The following is a 20,063-nucleotide window of genomic DNA, read 5'->3' as shown; positions in this document are numbered from 1 at the left end:
ACAGAAACATGAATAAATTGAATCTTGCGGCAATCGCTTTATGTACCGGCATTACTTTTGCCTGTTCACCAAAAGCTTCGATGGTAAAAGGAGTTATCTGCGATGCAACCATAAATACGCTTACAGTCGTTTCCGAGGAGGGTGACACACTTTCTTTCAGTACGTTGGATACAGAAAGGGTCGTAACGAATGGTATCTTGCTCGATGATACGGCTATCGTATATCATAGCGGGAAATATAAGACAGGGATGAAAGCGCAAAAGATTGTGGTTGTCCCCGGAAGAAGAAACAGGGTTGGCGGCGACCGGGACAAACACGGCTGTATCGGTTCGGCCGGCTACCAATGGAGCGAAGTGCAGCAAGATTGCATCCGTGTGTTCGAAAAGGGTATCCGGATGAAAGCTGTCGACGGCAGCCAGTCTGCTTTCATCGTTTTCAGTCCGGATTCCACCCAAGTCGAACTGTTCTTCTCTTCGGGAGATAAAAACGAGATACTGGATAGGCGCTCACTCCCATCCGGTGGATATGCTTGGAACGTAGAGGACGACGATACAAAGAATGTACGCCGCATAAACGGAAAGTGGACTATCAGTCAACGGGGGAAGACTATCTATTCGCAGGAAGAGTTCCAAAACAAGTAAAGACATCTATAGGTGAGCTGCCGGAGTACAGAAGTACACTATTGTTTTGCCAGTCCGTACTGTGCATTTCGAACAATGTCCTAAACGCATAATCTTTTCCACCGAAAAGAAGGAGTAACGCATCCTGACTTACAACTTTTCCGGCATATACTTCCAAAACCGGGCAGGCATATGCTGGCGGTGTAACTTGGGATTGAGACGTTCCTTGATAGCAATAGACTTGAAGTAAGTTTTCCACATCTGCTGGAAAAGTTTCTCATCGGCATCCATCAGTTCCTCACCGAGCAGACCGGAAAGAAGGTGGGCATCCTTCTCTTCGAAACGAACTTCGGTGGCCTCTTTCAGATCGTAATAGTAACCATACTCGCGTTTCAGGTCATAAAGCAACCAGCGCTGATCGGCAAAGCGGTCTTTCAGGTGCGCAAGAGTGAGAGGAAGTACGTTATATACAGGTTTGACGGCGGCAAAGAAGGTCCCGTCCACCGCTTTTTGGAAACGGAGGAACTGGATGACACGCAGGCGCTCGTTCGTCACCTTTTTCCATACCTTGGAGACTTCGAGAACATCAGGGTCTCCAAAGTTCAGCTCGACCGTACGCGGGGCATCGATCGCCTTGCGGATATAGCGAAAAAGCAGCATGTCCGTTTCTGGCAGTTCAGATAGCCAAGTAACGGTAATCACAGACAAAGCCATAGCGGAAAGCCGCTTCTGCAAACCTTTCCAAACACGATCCACCTTAGCATCGTCCGTACAGATCGTCACTGCCTCATCATAAAACAAGGGAAAAGGTTCTCCTTCTGCTAACAGCAGATCGGGAAAGCTGCGACGTGAATAAGCGTCAAAAACAGCGGTCAGCAGCCCTTCAAAGGTCTTATCGTACACGAATACCGTCATGATTCTTCCTTAAATTGGAGGATAAGCTGACGATCGTCGGTACTCTTACGTCCCGCTTTCCGGATAAGGATTTGACGGACCACCTCAGGTGACACTTCGTTAATCGTGCGGACTGGCAACTCGTGGCATGTAATGAAATACTGGGCTTTCTTCATCACGACACCCATCTTCTTCAATTGCCCCGTCCCCAGACGGGAATATCGGCGGGAGACGACGATCAATTTCGCCGACTTCACCCCGATACCGGGTATGCGAAGAAGCATCTCATAATCCGCCTTATTGATATCGACCGGGAACTGCTCCGGATGGCGCAACGCCCAACCGAGCTTCGGATCGACTTCCAGGTCGAGGTCAGGATAGGCATCGTTCACGATCTCATCCACTTTGAACTGATAGAAGCGCAAGAGCCAGTCCGCCTGATACAGACGGTTCTCCCGAACCAACGGCGGTTGCTTCAAGGCCGGCAACCGATTATCGTATTCATTGACAGGGATAAAACCGGAATAATAGACACGCTTCATCGTCGGACGCTGATAGAGGGCGGATGAGAGACGAAGGATATCCTTATCCGAATCGGGTGTCGCCCCGACAATCATCTGCGTGCTCTGCCCGGCAGGCACAAAACGCGGAGCATGGCGAAAACGTTTCCGTTCTTCGGCACTTTGCAAAACACCTTGCTGAATATAACGCATCGGCTGAAAGACGCTCTGGAAATCCTTTTCAGGAGCCAATAGCTGAAGACTCTTCTCGTTCGGGATCTCGATATTCACACTCATACGGTCGGCATAGAGTCCGGCTTCATTCACTAGTTCCTGGCTGGCGCCGGGAATACTTTTCAAGTGGATATAGCCGTTAAACCGGTATACTGTCCGGAGGTCTTTTACTACCCTGACGAGGCGCTCCATCGTGTAATCGGCATTGCGCACGACTCCGGAACTCAAGAAAAGCCCTTCGATATAGTTACGGCGGTAAAATTCGATTGTGAGGTTCACCAGTTCCGTCACCGTCAATGTGGCACGGGGAATATCGTTACTGCGGCGATTGATGCAGTAGGCGCAATCGAACATACAGTAATTTGTCAGCATGATCTTCAGTAAAGAAATGCAACGGCCATCCTCGGCAAAGCTATGACAAATGCCCCACCCTGCCGCACTTCCGATCCCGCCGCTCTTGTTCTTTCGCGACGTTCCGCTGGAAGCGCAAGATACATCGTACTTGGCCGATTCAGCCAGTACTTTCAGTTTTTCGAGCACTTTTTCGTCCATAATTGTTACCGGGATTTCTTGACAAAAGTAAGAATAATCTTTTACTATTTCTTCGCTCCCAAAAGAAAAGTAATCCTACCTTCTTGAAAGGATCACTGTACCGGAATACAGATTTCTGTCAGCAGGTTTTCAGGCTTCGTATTGCGTGGGTCGTTCAGATAGCGTTCATAACTCGGCTCGTCACGGAGTGTACAGCCCATCTCTGGCAATTTCTTTGCATAGATCGTATCGTAAACGGCTTGCAGATATTCATATGATCCCTTATAAATAAAGGATGCATAGCGACCGGTCGGAATCTGCTTGGCACCAACTTCGCCTTTCGGCAGAACAGGTTCAGGCATGACCATGCAAACATCCGTACGCAATTTATCTTCTGATGTTACCTTCGGATCGTCGTGGTAGATGCAAAGCGGACAAGGATCTTGGGTCGGCAGGTTATGCTCGTGGGCAAACGCATACAACCGCATCCAAGTTCCGCCATAATCATTCAGGCGATAATCTCCCGTCAGACGGATATAAATCACATTACGAACAGGGATTTCCCTTATTTCAGCCTCCAACTGCAAGTCGGGCCATATCTTTTCTGGTCTCATAATCGTGTACTCTTTATTGTTTCTATATTCGTTAGGTGAAATAGAATAGAACTGCCTGAAAGCCTTCGACAACGAAGAAGGTGCACCATACCCGATACGGTAAGCGATATCCCCGACAGATATATCCGTGTAGCGAAGCAGATGAGCTGCAGTCTCAATCCGTTTCCGCACGATGAACGCTCCCAACGGCTCTCCTAAAAACGCACTCATCACCCGATGAAAATGGTACGGGGACAAATGCGACATTTCAGCCAGTTGGTTCAGGTCTATATCATCCCCCAAATGATTATTGATATACTCAATCACCAGGTTCACCCGTTTCAGATACTCTTCTCTTGTCGTTGTTCGTTGTTGCATGTTCTTTTTCTGTTTTACTTCGCAAAGGTACCCTCCTTTCCGCCTGATAACTTTTCCAATCTTGCTGACTTATCCATATTTTCCGGGAACTCAGGAAAAGCCCTTCGATATAGTTACGGTGGTAAAACTCGACCGTGAGGTTCACCAGTTCCGTCACCGTCAATGTGGCACGGGGAATATCGTTGCTGCGGCGATTGATGCAGTAGGCGCAATCGAACATGCAGTAATTTATCAGCATGATCTTCAGCAAAGAAATCCTCTATCACTCTATCACTACAAAGGTTATAGCTATTCATATTCAAGCGTCAGAGGCAGTGATACAGGACGTTTTCCTCTATCACTTCTCTATCACTTCTGAAACAGGACGTTTTTGTCATACAATTGAAAACCAACACATTGCCTTCTATCACTTTTGAAAAAGCATATAAAATAATCGAATAAACAAATGTAAAAACGAATATAACAGGTATTAAATTGGCGGAATACGGTTCTTCATTCCACAAAAGCTATCTCTTTTTTTAGCAAAGACAAGTACATAAATCCGTAAACACCCCCATGTTGCCATCCTTTACATCCGGGTGTAGAGAGCCGGTACATCCGGGTGTTAAGGATGGCAACATGGGGGTGTCCGGCAACTAAAGTACCGTGCCGGACAATAAAAACCGCCCGGTTTCACCTATTTTACTGCCGTTTTTGCATGTTATTTTTCTGTTTTTACTTCGCAAAGGTAATGTTCCTCCTACCTGCTAACTTTTCCAATCTTGTCAGCTTACAAATATTTCAGGCATCTTCATGAACGAGAAACAATCCCTCGAAATAACATCAAGGTGAAAGGCAAGCCGATATCAAGGCAAGATGGAAAGCCATTCCCGTATCGCATCAACGAGTACTTGGTTCTCGGCTGCTGTCTGTGCCGATATACGGATATAGGTTTCATCCAGGCTGCGGAAATTAGAGGCGTCGCGGATCAGCAGACCATGACGATCCCACAGATACTGTTTCAACCCAGCAGCCGTCCCTTTTTTCAGGCGGACCAAGAAGAAAGTTACGGATGTCGGTAATGCTTCCAAGTCGCCCAGTTCATTCAGCCGGTCGATCAGGCTGGCTGTCTCGCGTTGCCATTCACAGATGGGCAGGATATATTGCTCTGGATGCGTCAAGATGTATTTACCGGCTTCCACAGCAATTGCATTGACAGACCAGGGAATGATGTACCGGTTTATCTGCTCGACCTTATCCGGAGAAGCAATCAGGTAGCCGATACGGAGTCCCGGTATATTATGCGCTTTCGAAATAGATTGTATCAGGATCAGGTTCGGATGGTTGCAGACATCCGAAGGTTCCAGCAACCTTTCCGTCGTGAAAGCGACGTATGCCTGGTCGATGATAAAGACGGTCTGCCGGTTCGCCTCGATCAATGCCAGCAGTTCGGCCCGGCGGATCAGTCTGCCGTCCGGATTATTCGGGTTACAGATCCAGCAGAAATCCTGTCCTTCCAGCGAGAGGCCGGACAGGTTGCACGAGGTCGGAAAGAAACTGACTTCATGCCCGTGCAGGCGGCAAGCGTCTTCATACTCCGCAAAAGAGGGAACGGCAATAGCGGATTTCGCCCCTTTCCAGGTTTGCGCCAGCAGATAGAATGCCGTGATGGAACCGTTCGTAACCACTATATTCTCCTCTTCCACCTCATAGCAGCGGGCAAGCAATCTTTTCAGGGAAGAAGCATCCGGTTCCGGATAACGCGTGAGTTCATAAAACTGCTCGTTCAGGTGTTCCCTGAGTGTGCGGAGATCGGCTCCATGCCATACATTTGAACTGAAATTTATCTTTACCTCTTTCTGTGAATTATAGTGGTCGTCACCGTGTCCGAATAACATCTTTGGGGGAATTATGATTTATGAATTATTTGATTGCTTTATAGATTGCGTCTTGGATACGTGTGCGGATATCCAGCGAACCTAGCTTGTTGTTAGCCCGTGTCGGGTTCACACGGTTGGACAGGAAGATATACAGCAGGTTGTTATCCGGGTCCACCCAAAAGCAAGTGCCGGTAAAACCGGTATGCCCATAAACGGAGGCGGGAGCCAGGCTGCCGCAAGGAGATGCTTTACCCCCACCGGCTACCGGCTTGTCGAACCCTAAGCCGCGGCGACAGGTCGGACTTTTACTTTGGGTGAAAAGACGGCAGGTTTCTTTGGATAGGTATTGTTCACCTCCGTAACTTCCCTGGTTCAGATAGAGTTGCAGCACTTTCGCCAAGTCGTTGGCGTTGGAGAAAAGCCCGGCATTGCCCGAAACGCCCCCCTGGAAAGCGGCCGCCTCATCATGCACATAGCCACGAAGCAGTTGCCGACGGATAAAATGGTCGTTTTCGGTCGGGACGATCTGCATCGTGTCGAGGATATGCAACGGATTGTAGGCCGTATGCCAAGCTCCGAGCTTGCTGAAGAACATGCCATGCAGCAGGCGGTCCATCGGCTGCCGCATCTGCTTTTCCACCATCATCTTCAACAGGATGAAATTGATGCAACTGTATTTGTACTTGCCCCGCACGCCGAGGCGCGAGTCCTTGATCTCCTGGATAATGGTGTCTTTAAAAGAGTCGTGCAGATACATGTTGCGGGCGATCTCTGTCGTAAAGCCCGGCTTTTTCCGGGCAGATACCAGATTGGGAAGAAAAGAGAAGTCGTTGCGCACATAGGTCCGGGCGTCGAAACGGACCGGATGCGTCTGGTTCTTCGCATTGCTGTACAGGCTGCCTTTATAACTATCCTTGTCGATCGCGTTCAGGTAGAAATTGATCGTCGGCGTCAGCCCGGACTGGTGGTAGAGGAGGTCTTTGACAGCTAAATTCTTTTTATCCGAATCCTTTAGTTCGGGTATAAAATCGGATATCTTATTGTTCAGCGTGAACTTCTTGTCATCGTATGCTTTCATTACAGCCAGCAAGGTCCCCGCCGCTTTGGAGGAAGAAGCCAGGTCGTAGACGGAGTTTTCATCAACAGCTTGTTTCTTATCGTAGTCGAAATAGCCGAACGATTTGTCATAGATAATCATGCCATCTTTGGCGACGAGCACCTGGCAACCGGGAAACGCCTTCTGTTCCAGACCGTCTTCCACGATAGAGGCGATCACGTCCAAACGTTCGGGACTTGCCTCCACTTCTTCCGGCTCGTGATAACCGAGACGTGTCTTTTCGGTAAACACACCCGTCCCAGCCGTGTAGAGGGTAGGGATGGAAACCGGCAGCTTTCCTTTAACCGCAATACCGCCGAAGATGGCTTGCGCCGCATATTTCTGAGCAAGCGGTGTGCCCTCGTAGGCCATTACGACCGCTTTGGCTTTCAGGATGGAAGGTTTATATGCTTTACAAAAATAGGGCAAGGTGAAAAAGGCATAGACCAGTTCCTTCTTTGCCGCCAGCTCGCACAGAGCCGAGCTTTCCGGAATGCGGACCGTATGCACGCCGCAAATGACCACATCGTATTTCTCCAATTTCTTATATACACTCTGCACTTGGGCTGCCGTCGCATTCCGACTGATGCTGAAACAGGCGACCGAGTCGTAGCGCCCCAGCATCTTTTGGAACTCGTTCCCTACCCCGTCACCGATAGACAGGGCGGCGATCTTTTTCTTATCGAGCTGCTTCAACGGGATGATATCGCCCTCGTTCTTCAGCAGGGTGATCGCTTCTTCATTCAACTTGGCGGCCAACCATGCGGCATGGGGAGAGTTCAGGCGTTCGGACAATCCCTTCGTCTCGACCGGGCGATAGTCGTTCAGCCCTGCGATGTATTTATATTGCAGGATCTTGATGATCTTCGCTTCTATCTCTTCCCTGTCCAAAATACCCTCTTCTAAGGCCTCCTTCACGGCTGCAAAGTCGTTAATCGGCGCAGTCGGAGCCAAAAGGATGTCATTGCCCGCCAATAGCGCCATTACGGAAGGGTTATCGGATTTACGGGTAGTAGCGCCTTTCATCGCCAAAGCGTCGGTAAAGCACAACCCTCGGAATCCGAGCTCTTTTTGCAGCAGGTCGGTGACGACGGCACGGGACATGGAGACCGGCTTATTGCGTGCCTTGTCCAACGCCGGGACATACAGGTGTCCGGTCATCACGCCGGCATAGCCGTCATAGATGTAACGTTTGAAAGGCAGCAACTCCACACTGTCCAGGCGTGCCCGGTCATGATGAACGGCAGGCAGCGTATAATGGGAATCTTCGGCGGTATCGCCATGTCCGGGGAAATGCTTGGCGACAGACAGGATGCCCTGCCCTTCCAGCCCACGGGCATACGCAAGCCCTTTGTCAGCCACCGCCTCAGGATTCTCGCCGAAGGAGCGGAGGCCGATCACCGGGTTGTCGGTATTGCTGTTGACATCCATATCGGGTGCGAAATTGATATGGATTCCCATCTCCTTGCACTGCCGGGCGACTTCCTTGCCGTATTCGGTTATCAGGCTGTTATCCTCAATCGCCCCCAACATCATGTTCTTCGGGAAACGGGTCGTACCGGAGAGGCGCATGGAAAGTCCCCATTCGCCGTCCAGCGACACGAGCATCGGGACACGGGAGGCTTTTTGCAGGCGGTTCGTCACCTCGGCCTGCGTGACCGGATCACCTTTATGGAAAAGGATGCCGCCGATCTTTATCTCATTGACATAACGCATCAGGCGTTGCATATTGCGGGTGTCGGATTTCGGATTGGCGATGACCATAAAGAGTTGCCCGATACGTTCGTCATAACTCATCGCATCGAAGACGGAGTCCACCCAGTGATTCATTTTCTCCTTGTCCACTGCCCGGTAAAGGTTCGGCGTCGTCTGTGCGACAGCGGAAAGAACGGTAACACAACTAAATAAAAAGATATATATTTTCTTCATCGAAAGAGTTGAAATTTATGATTTATAATTTATGATTTATAAATAATGATCACAATGTCTTTCTAATAAATCATAATTCATAAATCATAAATCAAAACAAATGTACGGAAATTACCCTGATATTTCCTACCTTTGAAGTGTTTACTAACTATTTTTTAATCTAAATTCTATAGAACCATGCAAAGAAGGCACTTTATGAAGCTGACAGGTATGTTGGCTACGCTTCCGGCCATCAAGGGGATAGCCGCAACCTCCGAAAAACCCGCTCCATCCGGAAAGCAGCTATACGAATGGCGAATCTACACGCTGGAAGGAGATGCGGACGGCCTGGACGGCTTTTTCCGCGACACACTGATCCCTGCCTATAACCGGAAGAAGATCAAAGCCGGCGCTTTCGTCCCTTATAAAAAAGAGGAAAAAGAACGGCGTCTACTGCTGTTCATTTATCCCGACATCACGACTTATCATCAGGTGAAACGGACCATCTGGGACGACACGGTATTCAGGAAAGCGGCACAGCCTTATTTCGACAAGACGGCTCCCAACCCGGCTTACTTCAATTTCGAAAGTTTCCTGTGCGAAGCTTTCGACAAAGTACCTTCCCTTCTGATGCCGGACAAGAACCGGACGCTGTTCGAACTCAGGACGTATCACAGTCCCAACGAAGAAGCCAACCAGCGGAAAGTCGCGATGTTCAATAAAGATGAAATAGATGTCTTCGACAAGGTCGGCATCAACTCCGTTTGCTACGGAGAGGTACTGGCCGGTCCGATCATGCCGGCGGTGATGTACCTCACCTGGTACAAGGACGAACCGACACGCAATGCCGCCTGGGACAAATTCCGGGCACATCCGGACTGGCAACGGATCAAGAACCTGCCGGAATATGCCTATACAGCCACCCGAAACACCAGTCTGCTCCTCTCACCATTGCCTTACTCGCAGATATAAGGAAATTAAAAATAAAAAAAACGACAGTTATGAGACAAGCCATATTCTTCCTGTGTCTTTGGAGTTGCAGCCTATTAGCGGGACATGCCCAGGAAGCCGATGAAGCGAATTACGACGAAAGCAAAATTCCCCCTTATACCCTGCCCGCTCTGTTAAAGACTAGCGACGGCCGGGAAATAACAACCGTGCAACAATGGGAACAGATCAGACGCCCGGAATTGCTGTCCGTCTTTACCGAACAGGTATACGGAAAGATGCCGGCGGACAAGGTGGATGTGTCCTACAAGAAGCTGGACGACAACCACAGTGCGGTCAACGGCAGCGCCACCCGCAAACAGATCGAAATAACATTCAGCCATAACGGTATAGAACGGAAAGCCCTGCTGCTGATGTATCTGCCGAACCATGTCAAAACAAAAGTGCCGGTATTCCTGCATTTCAACTTCCAGGGGAATCAGACAGTTTCTTCGGACCCGGACATCATCCCGTCGCAATATTCCGACCGCCCACGCGGCAACCAAGCATCGCGCTGGCCGGTGGAAAAGATCATCGACGCCGGTTACGGGTTGGCCACCGTCCATTACTTCGACTTCTTCCCCGACAGCAAGGACAGATATGCGGAAAGTATTCTCGCCCTCTTCGGTCATCCATCTGAAGGAGACATTCCGGCAGACGGCGGACAAGCAATCGCCGCCTGGGCATGGGGTTACAGTCGGGTGATGGATTACCTCGAAACAGACTGGCAGGTCGATGCCTCCACAATCATCCTGATGGGACATTCCCGCTTGGGCAAAACCTCCCTTTGGGCTGGCGCTACCGATCCGCGTTTTGCAATCGTCATCTCCAACGAATCCGGATGTGGCGGAGCAGCCCTATCCAGACGGCAGGTGGGTGAAACTGTCAACCGGATCAACCACGCTTTCCCTCACTGGTTCTGCAAGAACTTCCGCCGGTATAACAAGAAAGAAGGTGAACTGCCGATCGACCAGCACGAGCTATTGGCCCTCATCGCTCCCCGCCCCCTTTATGTGGCAAGCGCCGAAGAAGACCGCTGGTCCGATCCGAAAGGTGAATTTCTTTCAACCGCATACGCCGGAGAAGTCTATAAGCTCTACGGAATGAAAGGACTGGAAACGACCACGATGCCGACGGTCAACATGCCGATCATGAACCGTGTCGCCTACCACAATCGTACCGGAGTGCATGATGTGACGGATTTCGACTGGGAGAACTACATTAAGTTTGCCGATAAGTGGCTGAAGTAAAATTTATTTCAGACTGCTACTTGCGTATCAAATAATTATTTCGTTACTTTGCATCCGCTTTGCGTAATCTCTGTCGGGACAAGTAGCCCGTTATATTGCGTTTCATTAAAAATTACAATTAAAAAGCTATAAAACAATGGATTTAATTAAAGTTGTAAACGAAGCGTTTGCTACGAAAAAGGAATTTCCTGCATTCAAGAGTGGTGACACTATTACAGTAGCTTACCGTATCAAAGAAGGTAACAAAGAACGTATCCAGCAGTACAGAGGTGTCGTAATCCGCATCTCAGGTCATGGTGACAAAAAACGCTTCACAGTGCGTAAGATGTCTGAAAACGTAGGTGTAGAACGTATTTTCCCGATCGAATCTCCGTTTATCGAAAGCATCACGGTTAACAAGTATGGTAAAGTACGTCGCGCTAAATTGTATTACCTGCGTGCTCTTACCGGTAAGAAAGCAAGAATCAAAGAAAGAAGAGTGTAATCTCTGTGGTTCTATTGCCATACGAAAAAGCCGTCCGATTCATTTCGGACGGCTTTTTTGTTTATTGATGTTCCTGCCGCAGCAGATCATTTACCGTCTTGACCGGATTGAAGGTCTCGATAGGAACTTCGACGAAGATTGTATTCCAGTCGCTCATCGCACCATTCCACAAACCTGGCAATTCCAATGCTTTCAATTCGCGACCGTCCTTGCTCTTATAAGAGATAAAACCGGTATTCTTATCTACATAATCCGGCAAGTTGAACTTCTCGCCCTTATAGTTCTTCAACGCGCATACCAGATCCACCGGATTGAAGTGCGTGCCCTTTTCGAACATCGCTTTCTTTTCGGGATCCTTCAAATCAATCTGCGAGCTTTCGAGAATTTGCAGAGAGACAGTTCCATCCGGGTTGACAGCCAGGAACGGGCCACCGCCCGGCTCACCGACATTCTTCACCATACCGCAGACACGCAACGGGCGGTTCAGCTTACTCTTAATATAAAGGATCAACTCGGCATCTTCCAACAACTTCGTTTCCGGATTCTTCACGTACAACTCCTCCTGCAAGAAATGAATCATCTCTTCCACCTGGTCGTGCGAATACTTGCCGCTATCGATCAGCTCCAGATACTTGAAGATGCGTTCCTGCAAAGAAACCAGCACACCAGCGATCACCTTCTTGAAGATAACGGTCGAGCATTTGAAACTGTCCGGAACCACATTGTCGATGTTCTTGACAAACACCACATCGGCATCTACATCGTTCAGGTTTTCGATCAAAGCACCGTGGCCACCCGGACGGAACAACAGATTACCGTTCTTGTCGCGGAACGGATTGTTTTCCATATCGGCAGCAATCGTATCGGTACTCGGCTTCTGTACGCTGAAAGAGATATCGTATTTGACAGAGAATTTCTCTTCATAATCTCCCGTCTTTGCAGCAACCAACTGTTCGAACAACGCCTTATGTTCGGGCGACACAGTGAAATGTATATTCACTTCGCCGGCATTGTTCTTCGCATACATCGCACCTTCGGCCAGATGTTCTTCCATCGCCGTACGGGCTGTCTGCGGATAAGAATGAAAAAGCAACAGACCTTTCGGAAGCTGTCCGTAGTTCAGTCCTTTCGACTCCAACAGGTTGGAGACAACAGCCTTATACTGTCCGAGAGCGATTAGTGCAGGAATATCTTTTGCTTCATTCTCGATGCAAGCCCGGTTCAAGGCATCATAGAAGGCAAACTTCCTGATGTCATCAAAAAACTTCTTCTCAAACGCATTCTGAGGCTCGTTATAGTCGGCAGACAGGAATTCATACAGATTCTTGAACATACGGCTTGCCGCACCCGAAGCCGGCACGAACTTCACGATCTTCTTATTCTTTGCCAGGTAAGCATCCCAGGCATCCATATAAGGAGCCTGCTTCTCCTGCGGGATTACCATAATCCCTCTCTCGACCGACGCCGAAGCTGTAATTTCCAGAAAAGGAAACCCTTTCACGAAACAAGCCAACTGCTCTTCAATCTGCTTTTCGCTGATTCCTTTAGCCGCCAGTAACTCTAAGTCTTTTGCGTTTAACATAGTATATCTTTTTAATTAGTTAATAATCAGACACGCTACAAGGCCCTTCCGGCCTATGTATATCGCAAATGTATAAAAATACCATTAGAATTGCACTGATATTCGGAGAAAAACTTATTTTTACGGTATGTTTTACGGACAGCCCACAAACAAGCTGTAAAAAGACAGACGACTATGGATATACAACCGTTCTTTACCGAAGAGGAGAAAAAACAGTTTTTCTCCAAGTACAAGCAATTATTACGCCATCTGTACTCTTTCCTGAAAAAAGAAGATCTGAGTAAAATGAAAGAGTTGATGAAGCGGGTTGTGGCTTTGGATTGTTACGGACGAGACAAAAACGGCATTAACGGCCTGCTCCGCAATATCGACACGGCATTGATCGCCACCACAGAGATCGGATTGAAGCGCACGTCGGTCATCGCACTCCTGCTTTACCGTCCGGTCATGAAAAAGATCATTACTTTAGATGAAGTGAAGACTACATTCGATGCGGATGTCACCCTGATCATCAGCCGTCTGCTGAAGACTTCGGATCTTTACGCCCGCAATACGGCTGTCGACTCCGAGAACTTCCATAAACTGCTGTTCTCGTTTGCCGAAGACGTACGCGTGATCCTGATCATGATCGCCGACCGCCTTTGCCTGATGCGCCTCGGCAAACAATTGAAGAATGACGAGGACCGGAAACGGCTGGCGACGGAAGTTTCCTATCTATACGCCCCGCTCGCCCACCGCCTCGGCTTGTACACGATCAAAAGCGAACTGGAAGACTTGTCGCTGAAATATACCGACCGCAAGCAATACGATTTTATCAAGCAGAAGCTAAACGAGACGAAACGTTCGCGCGACGCCTACATCGCCGAGTTCATCACCCCTATCAAAAGCAAGCTGGAGGAGGCTGGGCTGCAGTTCGACATCAAGGGACGCACGAAGTCCATCCACTCCATCAACAACAAGCTGAAGAAACAGAACATCCCGTTCGAAGACATATACGACTTGTTTGCCATCCGCATCATCCTCGACACGCCGTATGAGAAGGAGCGTTCGGACTGCTGGCAAGTCTACTCGATCATCACCGATATGTACCAGCCGAACCCGAAACGCATGAAGGACTGGATATCTATCCCGAAAACGAACGGTTACGAAAGTCTGCATATCACCGTGATGGGACCACAGAACAAATGGGTGGAAGTGCAGATCCGTACCCGCCGCATGGACGAAATTGCCGAACGGGGACTGGCCGCTCACTGGAAATATAAAGGAGGAAAGGCGGAAAGCGGGCTGGACGAATTCCTGAACACTGTCCGTGCCGCCCTGGAAACGAAAGAGAACAACCCGCTCGACCTGATGCAGGATTTCAAGATGGACTTGTACAAAGACGAGATCTATGTCTTCACCCCGACAGGCGAACTGATCAAGCTGGCCAAAGGGGCGACCGTGCTCGACTTTGCTTTCGCGATCCATACCAAGTTAGGATGCAAATGTGTCTCGGCAAAGGTGAACGAGAAGAATGTACCTATTAAATATACCTTGAACAACGGCGACACGGTCTCCATCGTCACCGCTCCCACCCAGACACCCAAACGTGACTGGCTGAACATCGTCGTCACCTCGAAAGCGCGGGTCAAGATCAAACAGGCACTCCGCGAAGAGACTGCCAAGGCGGTGGACTTTGCCAAAGAGATGCTGCAACGCCGCTTCAAGAACCGGAAGATCGAGATGGAGGAACCGATCCTGATGCGTTACATCAAGAAGAAAGGTTTCAAGACTGTCACCGACTTTTACGTCGAGATTGCCGAAGAACGCCTCGACCCGAACCAAGTGATCGACGAATACCTGGAACAGCTCCGCCGGGAAACGGAAACGAACGACCACACCGAAGTCCGCAGCGCCGAAGAATACATCACGACAACCGAAGTAGAAGAAATCTCGACCAACAAGGATGTCCTGGTGATTGACAAGAACCTGACGGGCATCGAGTATAAGTTGGCGAAGTGCTGCAACCCGATCTATGGCGACGAGGTGTTCGGTTTCGTCTCCACGCAAGGCATCAAGATCCACCGGATGGACTGCCCGAACGCACAGGAAATGTTCAGCCGTTTCGGTTACCGCATCATCCAGGCCAAATGGAGCGGTAAGGGGGACAACGGATATATCGTCACGCTCCGGGTCATCGGCCGTGACGACATCGCGATTGTCACCAACATCACTTCCGTCATCAGCAAGGAAACGGGCGTCACGCTCCGCTCCCTGAACATCGACTCGGTGGACGGGATCTTCCAGGGGAACTTCACGGTTATGGTGCGCGACACGACGGCGTTAAACATGCTGACCAAGAAGATCAATGCTGTGAAGGGGGTAAAGACGGTCGAAAGGTTAAACTCCTGAAACGAGTTATCCGTTGCAAACGAAATTGCATTCATAGCCCAATAGAAAATATGACGGACGGAATCAACACACTGCGCTATTCGGATTTTTTCCTGGCCATGTACTTCGACGGAGGAAAAAGTTGCTTACATCGGAACCATTCCCATGTGTTAGTTTACATGTACTCCGGTGAAATGGTCATTGATGAAAGAGAAAAAACCACCCGGCTGCATAAAGGTGATTGCGCCTTTATCCGCAAGGACTTCAGTGTACAAATGACCAAGCAGGCATGGAACGGGGAACAGTTCAAAGCCATATTCCTGATGTTTACCTCCAAATTCTTGCGTGGTTTTTACAATCGTCTGGACCGGGATGCAATACCCAAAGATGCCAAGCGAGATGAAATAAGCTTGTACAAGCTGCCGTCCAACCGCCCCGATATCGTAAGTCTGTTCGAATCCATGACACCTTACTTCGATTCGAACATCCAGCCGACAGAGGAGTTATTGCAACTGAAAATGATCGAAGGTATATATGTGTTGCTTAATACGAGCAAGAACCTGTATGCTTCTATCTTCGACTTTACGGACCCGTGGAAAATCGACATACTGGAATTCCTCGAAAGTAATTACATGAACGATATATCGATGGAAGAGATCGCCAATTATACCGGCCGCAGCCTATCCACGTTGAAGCGGGACTTTAAAAAGTGCAGTACGCTTTCCCCGCGGGAATGGTTGATACGCCGTCGTCTCGAAGCCGCCCGCGAGTTGATACGGAAAGGGGGACGCAAGGTATCGGATATCTGCTTTGAAGTAGGATTCAAAAACCTTTCCCACTTCTCGAAGATTTATAAAGAAACGTACGGCATTCCTCCGACAGAGGATACACAGCCGGGAATCAGTCTCGCATAGGTTGCGGGACTTTTTATTTGTGGACTTTCCAACAAAGCATTTTGAACCACACAACAAAACCATTACGCCACTACCCGCCTACCTTTGCATCAGAAAACGAAATAAAGAAAGAATAACATGAAGACTATCTTTGAAAAAGATTTATCGGGTGAAATGGTTTCGCCCAATGAGCCGGGTTACGAAGCGTTGATCACCGACATTTTCGCCACCATCCGAACCGCTACGGAAATGAATACAGGTTACCGCACTCCGGAAGAGGTACACGAATATATGAGCCGGATTCTCGGTAAACCCCTCGAAGAGAACACAACGGTACTGCCACCGCTCTACATCGACTACGGTAAGCCTGTCACGATCGGGAAGGGATGTTTCATCCAGCAGTGTTGTACCTTCTTCGGACGCGGCGGCATCACGATTGGCGATGATGTATTCATTGGTCCGAAGGTCAACCTGATCACCATCAACCACGACCCGGACCCGGAAAACCGCAGCGCGACCTACGGCCGTCCGATCGTAATCGAAGACAAGGCATGGATCGGCATCAATTCAACCATCCTTCCGGGAGTACGCATCGGCTACGGAGCTATCGTCGGAGCCGGTAGCGTAGTGACTAAAGACGTGCCTCCCATGACAGTGGTAGCCGGCAATCCGGCAAAATTCATCAAGAAGATAGAAACGGGGAAAGGTATAAACGATAAATTAGATTAAGTTACTGATTGACAACGCTCCCGATTCTCACAGTTCTCAAGCCTATGAGAACTTTTTCTCATCATCATGAGAATTTATTCTCATAGGCATGGGAAAAAATGCTCATCGGCATGAGAAAACTTTCCCCTGCACACAAGAAAGTTTTCTCATGCCTATATGACAATTTTCCCGTGCCTACGCCCAAACGCTCTCCTTGGCATAAGAAAAATATAAACTCAGGATTTACCAACTATACTCTTCCTGATATTCATCATAAACCGGTTCGGTATCGATTCCGTTATTGACGAATATCTGCCGGATATGCTCCTGTTCGGAGGGCGTGACATGGCGTTCTTTATGAAGAATCCGGTAAAACATGCTTCGCCCGAAATAATAATATACCTGTCTTCTGACCGCAATCGCCTTTCGATAATTCAAGTCGTCAAACATACGGCTGATCCCCAATCCGTACACAGCCATCCGGTCAGCTTTGAAATACCGACAATTTTCACCATCCGGCGAAACATTATTCGGGTTTATGACAGGCACGGAATACCTGCTCTCCGGAATCCGAAGGGCAACTTGATGACGGAGGCATTTATCAGCCACTTTACACTGCCCGCAAAAGCAATGAGAAAAATCGAAAGGGACGGATTCGTAATTAAATTCAGGCTTCATCTGTTCTTCTATTTATAATTATTCTCAATCATTCCTTTACCGGTTTCAACCCCATCTTCTCCGCCCGTTGAAGCATAAAAGCATGGGCCGCTTCGTATTCGTTCGGGATCACGCCGTCGAGGATCGCGTTCTTGATGGCTTCTTTCAGGACACCGACCGGCTGGGAAGGGGGAAGTCCGAATGTTTCCATAATTTCCTCGCCTGTCACAGGGGGCTGGAAGTTGCGGACACGGTCTTTCTCTTCTATATCGGCGAGCTTGCTGCGTACCTTCTGGAAATTGGCTAGGAAACGACGTACCTTTTCGGGATTCTTGCTCGTGATATCGGCTTCGCAAAGTTTCATCAAGTCGTCTATATCGTCGCCCGCATCAAACAGCAAGCGACGTATAGCGGAATCGGTCACCTCATCATCCGACAAGGCGATCGGGCGCATGTGCAGGCTGACCATCTTCTGGACATATTTCATCTTCTCGTTCATCGGCAGCTTCATCTTGCGGAAGATACCGGGAATCATCTTCTCACCAATGAAATTATGATTGTGGAACGTCCAGCCCAGGCGCGGGTCGAAACGCTTCGTCGCCGGCTTGGCTATATCATGAAAAAGGGCACTCCAGCGCAACCACAGGTTATCAGAGGTCTTGCTCAGGCGGTCGAGCACCATCAAGGTATGGGCGAAGTTATCCTTATGCCCGATCCCTTCCTTCGTCTCCACTCCTTTCAGGGCACAGAGTTCGGGGAAAATCAGCGGCAGCAATCCGCAACGTTCCAGCAGGTCGAAGCCGACAGAAGGTTTCGGCGAAAGGACGATCTTATTCAACTCATCCACGATACGCTCTTTCGAGATGATCGAGATGCGCTCCTTGTTCCGTTCGATCGCATCGAAAGTGTCGGGATCGATAAAGAATCCCAACTGGCTGGCAAAGCGGACGGCACGCATCATGCGCAACGGATCGTCGCTAAACGTAATATCCGGATCGAGAGGCGTACGGATCAGCAAATTATCCATATCGGTCAAGCCATCGAAAGGATCGACCAGTTCACCATACCGGTCCTTATTCAGGCAAAGCGCCAGAGCGTTGATCGTAAAGTCACGGCGGTTTTGGTCGTCTTCGAGCGTCCCGTCTTCGACAATCGGCTTGCGGCTGTCATGCGTGTAGGATTCCTTGCGGGCGCCGACAAACTCCAGTTCCAGATCGCCGGCTTTCACCTGTGCCGTACCGAAGTTCTTGAAGACGGACAGATAAGCTCCCCGTCCCAATTTCCGGGCAACAGCTTTCGCCAGCTCGATTCCGCTCCCGACGGCAACGACATCGATATCTTTGGAAGGACGATGCAGAAAGATATCCCGCACATAACCGCCTATCACATATGCTTCAACTCCCAATTCATCCGCCGCCTCCGAAATCAAATGAAACGGTTTCGCCGAAATATGTTTTAATATGTCTTCTTGTTCTATATACATATATATATTGTTTATCAACAAATTTATCTGTTACTTTTGGCTTGATCCAAAAGTAACAGACACGCAAAGATAATTAAATTCTTGCGGGGATGCTAATTCTCTCTTTTTCCAATATCTTTGCAGGGAATAAAAGTAGTAGACAATTAAAGAAGTATCATAATGAAAAAGTCAGCAATCTGTATAACACTTGCAACCCTGGCACTGGCCGGTTGTAACAATGACGAGAAGAATGCACAGGCAAGGCTGGACAATGCCAGAAGCATGTATGAACAGAATGAGTTCTTTGCTGCCAAAAATGAAATCGACAGCATCCGCATCCTATACCCGAAAGAGTTCAAGGTGATCCGGGAAGGTCTGACACTAATGCGCCAAGTGGAGCAAAAGGAGGCGGAACGCAACTTGGCCTTTTGCGACAGCCTGATCCCTGTCAAGCAACAGGAATTGGAAGGATTGAAGAAAGGTTTTAACTTCGAAAAGGATTCCGCCTATAACGAAATCGGCAATTATGTCTCCAAGCAACAGACTATCGAACGCAACATCCAGCGTTGTTACATCCGTTCTGGCGTAAACGAGAAAGGAGAGATGTACCTGGCAAGTGTTTATTTCGGAGGCAAGCCAATCAATCATACCGGCATCAAGTTGAGTATCCAGGACGGCCTTTTCGCCGAAACGCCTGCCATTCCTTACGACGGCGGCCTGAACTACCATTTCAAGGACTTAGGGAATACGACCGAAGTCGTGACCTATCAAGGAGAAAAATGCGAAGATGCCGTCAAGTTCATTTTTGCCAATAAAGAGAAGCGCATCAAGGTTGAATATACGGGAGGCAAGCCTTATATCCTCTACATTGCCGATGCGGATAAGAAAGCAATCGCCTCGACCTATGAACTGGCTGTCGTATTAAGCGACATCGAAAAGCTGACGAAAGAGAAGGAAAAGGCCACTAAGAAGTTGGCTTATCTGGAAAAGAAGCTTTCAGGTGAGAAATAAAAACATCTCCAAAAATTACTAAAAAGAAAGGCGGCTCCCTTTGCAG

Annotated in this window: 16 protein-coding genes and 1 pseudogene; 8 read left to right on the top strand and 9 right to left on the bottom strand. The window is 48.9% G+C overall.

Features of this window, described 5'->3' with window-relative positions:
* Positions 1-8 precede the first annotated feature (8 nt).
* A complete protein-coding gene (locus KTG12_RS03845) occupies positions 9-641 on the top strand; it encodes a hypothetical protein (RefSeq protein ID WP_138272705.1) in 633 nt (210 codons plus the stop codon).
* A 129-nt stretch (positions 642-770) separates the two neighbouring features.
* Here KTG12_RS03845 and KTG12_RS03840 read toward each other — a convergent pair whose 3' ends face one another.
* From KTG12_RS03840 to KTG12_RS03815, 6 genes and pseudogenes are all read right to left on the bottom strand, one after another.
* Positions 771-1,535, bottom strand: a complete 765-nt coding sequence (locus KTG12_RS03840; protein WP_122203830.1) for a TIGR03915 family putative DNA repair protein — start codon at positions 1,533-1,535, stop codon at positions 771-773.
* Positions 1,532-2,800 carry a putative DNA modification/repair radical SAM protein gene (locus KTG12_RS03835; RefSeq protein WP_046452724.1) on the bottom strand — a complete coding sequence of 423 codons (1,269 nt, stop codon included), beginning with the start codon at positions 2,798-2,800 and terminating at the stop codon, positions 1,532-1,534. The genes KTG12_RS03840 and KTG12_RS03835 overlap by 4 nt, the downstream gene beginning before the upstream one ends.
* 92 nt (positions 2,801-2,892) lie before the next feature.
* The gene (locus tag KTG12_RS03830) at positions 2,893-3,750 is read right to left on the bottom strand and encodes a GyrI-like domain-containing protein (protein ID WP_022321283.1); all 858 of its coding nucleotides are present in this window, start codon (positions 3,748-3,750) and stop codon (positions 2,893-2,895) included.
* Between the two features lie 85 nt (positions 3,751-3,835).
* Positions 3,836-4,006, bottom strand: a pseudogene (locus KTG12_RS03825) (radical SAM protein); the annotation flags it as partial.
* Between the two features lie 589 nt (positions 4,007-4,595).
* Complete coding sequence (locus KTG12_RS03820; RefSeq protein ID WP_155143647.1) at positions 4,596-5,627, bottom strand: aminotransferase class I/II-fold pyridoxal phosphate-dependent enzyme; 1,032 nt, start codon at positions 5,625-5,627, stop codon at positions 4,596-4,598.
* A 25-nt stretch (positions 5,628-5,652) separates the two neighbouring features.
* Positions 5,653-8,634 carry a glycoside hydrolase family 3 N-terminal domain-containing protein gene (locus tag KTG12_RS03815; RefSeq protein ID WP_022321332.1) on the bottom strand — a complete coding sequence of 994 codons (2,982 nt, stop codon included), beginning with the start codon at positions 8,632-8,634 and terminating at the stop codon, positions 5,653-5,655.
* 195 nt (positions 8,635-8,829) lie between these two features.
* Here KTG12_RS03815 and KTG12_RS03810 point away from each other — a divergent pair, with 195 nt between their 5' ends.
* The 3 genes from KTG12_RS03810 (at position 8,830) to rplS (ending at position 11,334) form a co-directional block, all read left to right on the top strand.
* Positions 8,830-9,585: an NIPSNAP family protein gene (locus KTG12_RS03810; protein WP_240142603.1), complete on the top strand. Its 756-nt coding sequence runs from the start codon at positions 8,830-8,832 to the stop codon at positions 9,583-9,585.
* 29 nt (positions 9,586-9,614) lie between these two features.
* Complete coding sequence (locus KTG12_RS03805; protein WP_155143646.1) at positions 9,615-10,850, top strand: acetylxylan esterase; 1,236 nt, start codon at positions 9,615-9,617, stop codon at positions 10,848-10,850.
* A 136-nt stretch (positions 10,851-10,986) separates the two neighbouring features.
* Positions 10,987-11,334, top strand: a complete 348-nt coding sequence (gene rplS / locus KTG12_RS03800; protein WP_005634912.1) for a 50S ribosomal protein L19 — start codon at positions 10,987-10,989, stop codon at positions 11,332-11,334.
* Between the two features lie 61 nt (positions 11,335-11,395).
* Here the strand turns inward: rplS and KTG12_RS03795 are convergent, their stop codons facing one another.
* A complete protein-coding gene (locus KTG12_RS03795; RefSeq protein WP_022321328.1) occupies positions 11,396-12,916 on the bottom strand; it encodes a DUF4301 family protein in 1,521 nt (506 codons plus the stop codon).
* 174 nt (positions 12,917-13,090) lie between these two features.
* Here KTG12_RS03795 and KTG12_RS03790 point away from each other — a divergent pair, with 174 nt between their 5' ends.
* From KTG12_RS03790 to KTG12_RS03780, 3 genes are all read left to right on the top strand, one after another.
* On the top strand, positions 13,091-15,307 hold the full coding sequence (locus KTG12_RS03790; protein WP_005645838.1) for a bifunctional (p)ppGpp synthetase/guanosine-3',5'-bis(diphosphate) 3'-pyrophosphohydrolase: 2,217 nt from the start codon (positions 13,091-13,093) through the stop codon (positions 15,305-15,307).
* Between the two features lie 50 nt (positions 15,308-15,357).
* Positions 15,358-16,200 carry an AraC family transcriptional regulator gene (locus KTG12_RS03785; protein WP_022321326.1) on the top strand — a complete coding sequence of 281 codons (843 nt, stop codon included), beginning with the start codon at positions 15,358-15,360 and terminating at the stop codon, positions 16,198-16,200.
* A gap of 117 nt (positions 16,201-16,317) precedes the next feature.
* Positions 16,318-16,908, top strand: coding sequence for a DapH/DapD/GlmU-related protein (locus tag KTG12_RS03780; RefSeq protein WP_155143644.1), 591 nt, complete (start codon positions 16,318-16,320; stop codon positions 16,906-16,908).
* A gap of 222 nt (positions 16,909-17,130) precedes the next feature.
* Here KTG12_RS03780 and KTG12_RS03775 read toward each other — a convergent pair whose 3' ends face one another.
* Positions 17,131-17,565 (bottom strand): DUF6078 family protein, encoded by a 435-nt coding sequence (locus KTG12_RS03775; protein WP_005634904.1) that lies wholly within the window; start codon positions 17,563-17,565, stop codon positions 17,131-17,133.
* Positions 17,566-17,593: 28 nt separating this feature from the next.
* Positions 17,594-19,027 carry a CCA tRNA nucleotidyltransferase gene (locus KTG12_RS03770; RefSeq protein ID WP_022321324.1) on the bottom strand — a complete coding sequence of 478 codons (1,434 nt, stop codon included), beginning with the start codon at positions 19,025-19,027 and terminating at the stop codon, positions 17,594-17,596.
* 159 nt (positions 19,028-19,186) lie between these two features.
* Between KTG12_RS03770 and KTG12_RS03765 the strand changes: the two genes are divergently transcribed.
* Entirely contained in the window at positions 19,187-20,017 is an 831-nt protein-coding gene (locus tag KTG12_RS03765; RefSeq protein WP_005645833.1) for a hypothetical protein, read from the top strand.
* Positions 20,018-20,063: the final 46 nt, after the last annotated feature.

The organism is Parabacteroides sp. MSK.9.14 (assembly GCF_019041495.1).
Lineage (GTDB): Bacteria > Bacteroidota > Bacteroidia > Bacteroidales > Tannerellaceae > Parabacteroides > Parabacteroides merdae.
This window is presented reverse-complemented; position numbering and strand designations above follow the sequence as displayed.

What these genes read in the sequence shown, in the direction of transcription:
- KTG12_RS03765 (WP_005645833.1), top strand. Translation starts at nt 19,187, where the DNA reads ATGAAAAAGTCAGCAATCTGTATAACACTTGCAACCCTGGCACTGGCC.
- KTG12_RS03805 (WP_155143646.1), top strand. Translation starts at nt 9,615, where the DNA reads ATGAGACAAGCCATATTCTTCCTGTGTCTTTGGAGTTGCAGCCTATTA.
- KTG12_RS03775 (WP_005634904.1), bottom strand. Translation starts at nt 17,565, where the DNA reads ATGAAGCCTGAATTTAATTACGAATCCGTCCCTTTCGATTTTTCTCAT.
- KTG12_RS03830 (WP_022321283.1), bottom strand. Translation starts at nt 3,750, where the DNA reads ATGCAACAACGAACAACGACAAGAGAAGAGTATCTGAAACGGGTGAAC.
- KTG12_RS03815 (WP_022321332.1), bottom strand. Translation starts at nt 8,634, where the DNA reads ATGAAGAAAATATATATCTTTTTATTTAGTTGTGTTACCGTTCTTTCC.
- KTG12_RS03820 (WP_155143647.1), bottom strand. Translation starts at nt 5,627, where the DNA reads ATGTTATTCGGACACGGTGACGACCACTATAATTCACAGAAAGAGGTA.
- KTG12_RS03780 (WP_155143644.1), top strand. Translation starts at nt 16,318, where the DNA reads ATGAAGACTATCTTTGAAAAAGATTTATCGGGTGAAATGGTTTCGCCC.
- KTG12_RS03790 (WP_005645838.1), top strand. Translation starts at nt 13,091, where the DNA reads ATGGATATACAACCGTTCTTTACCGAAGAGGAGAAAAAACAGTTTTTC.
- KTG12_RS03835 (WP_046452724.1), bottom strand. Translation starts at nt 2,800, where the DNA reads ATGGACGAAAAAGTGCTCGAAAAACTGAAAGTACTGGCTGAATCGGCC.
- KTG12_RS03845 (WP_138272705.1), top strand. Translation starts at nt 9, where the DNA reads ATGAATAAATTGAATCTTGCGGCAATCGCTTTATGTACCGGCATTACT.
- KTG12_RS03840 (WP_122203830.1), bottom strand. Translation starts at nt 1,535, where the DNA reads ATGACGGTATTCGTGTACGATAAGACCTTTGAAGGGCTGCTGACCGCT.
- rplS (WP_005634912.1), top strand. Translation starts at nt 10,987, where the DNA reads ATGGATTTAATTAAAGTTGTAAACGAAGCGTTTGCTACGAAAAAGGAA.
- KTG12_RS03810 (WP_240142603.1), top strand. Translation starts at nt 8,830, where the DNA reads ATGAAGCTGACAGGTATGTTGGCTACGCTTCCGGCCATCAAGGGGATA.
- KTG12_RS03795 (WP_022321328.1), bottom strand. Translation starts at nt 12,916, where the DNA reads ATGTTAAACGCAAAAGACTTAGAGTTACTGGCGGCTAAAGGAATCAGC.
- KTG12_RS03770 (WP_022321324.1), bottom strand. Translation starts at nt 19,027, where the DNA reads ATGTATATAGAACAAGAAGACATATTAAAACATATTTCGGCGAAACCG.
- KTG12_RS03785 (WP_022321326.1), top strand. Translation starts at nt 15,358, where the DNA reads ATGACGGACGGAATCAACACACTGCGCTATTCGGATTTTTTCCTGGCC.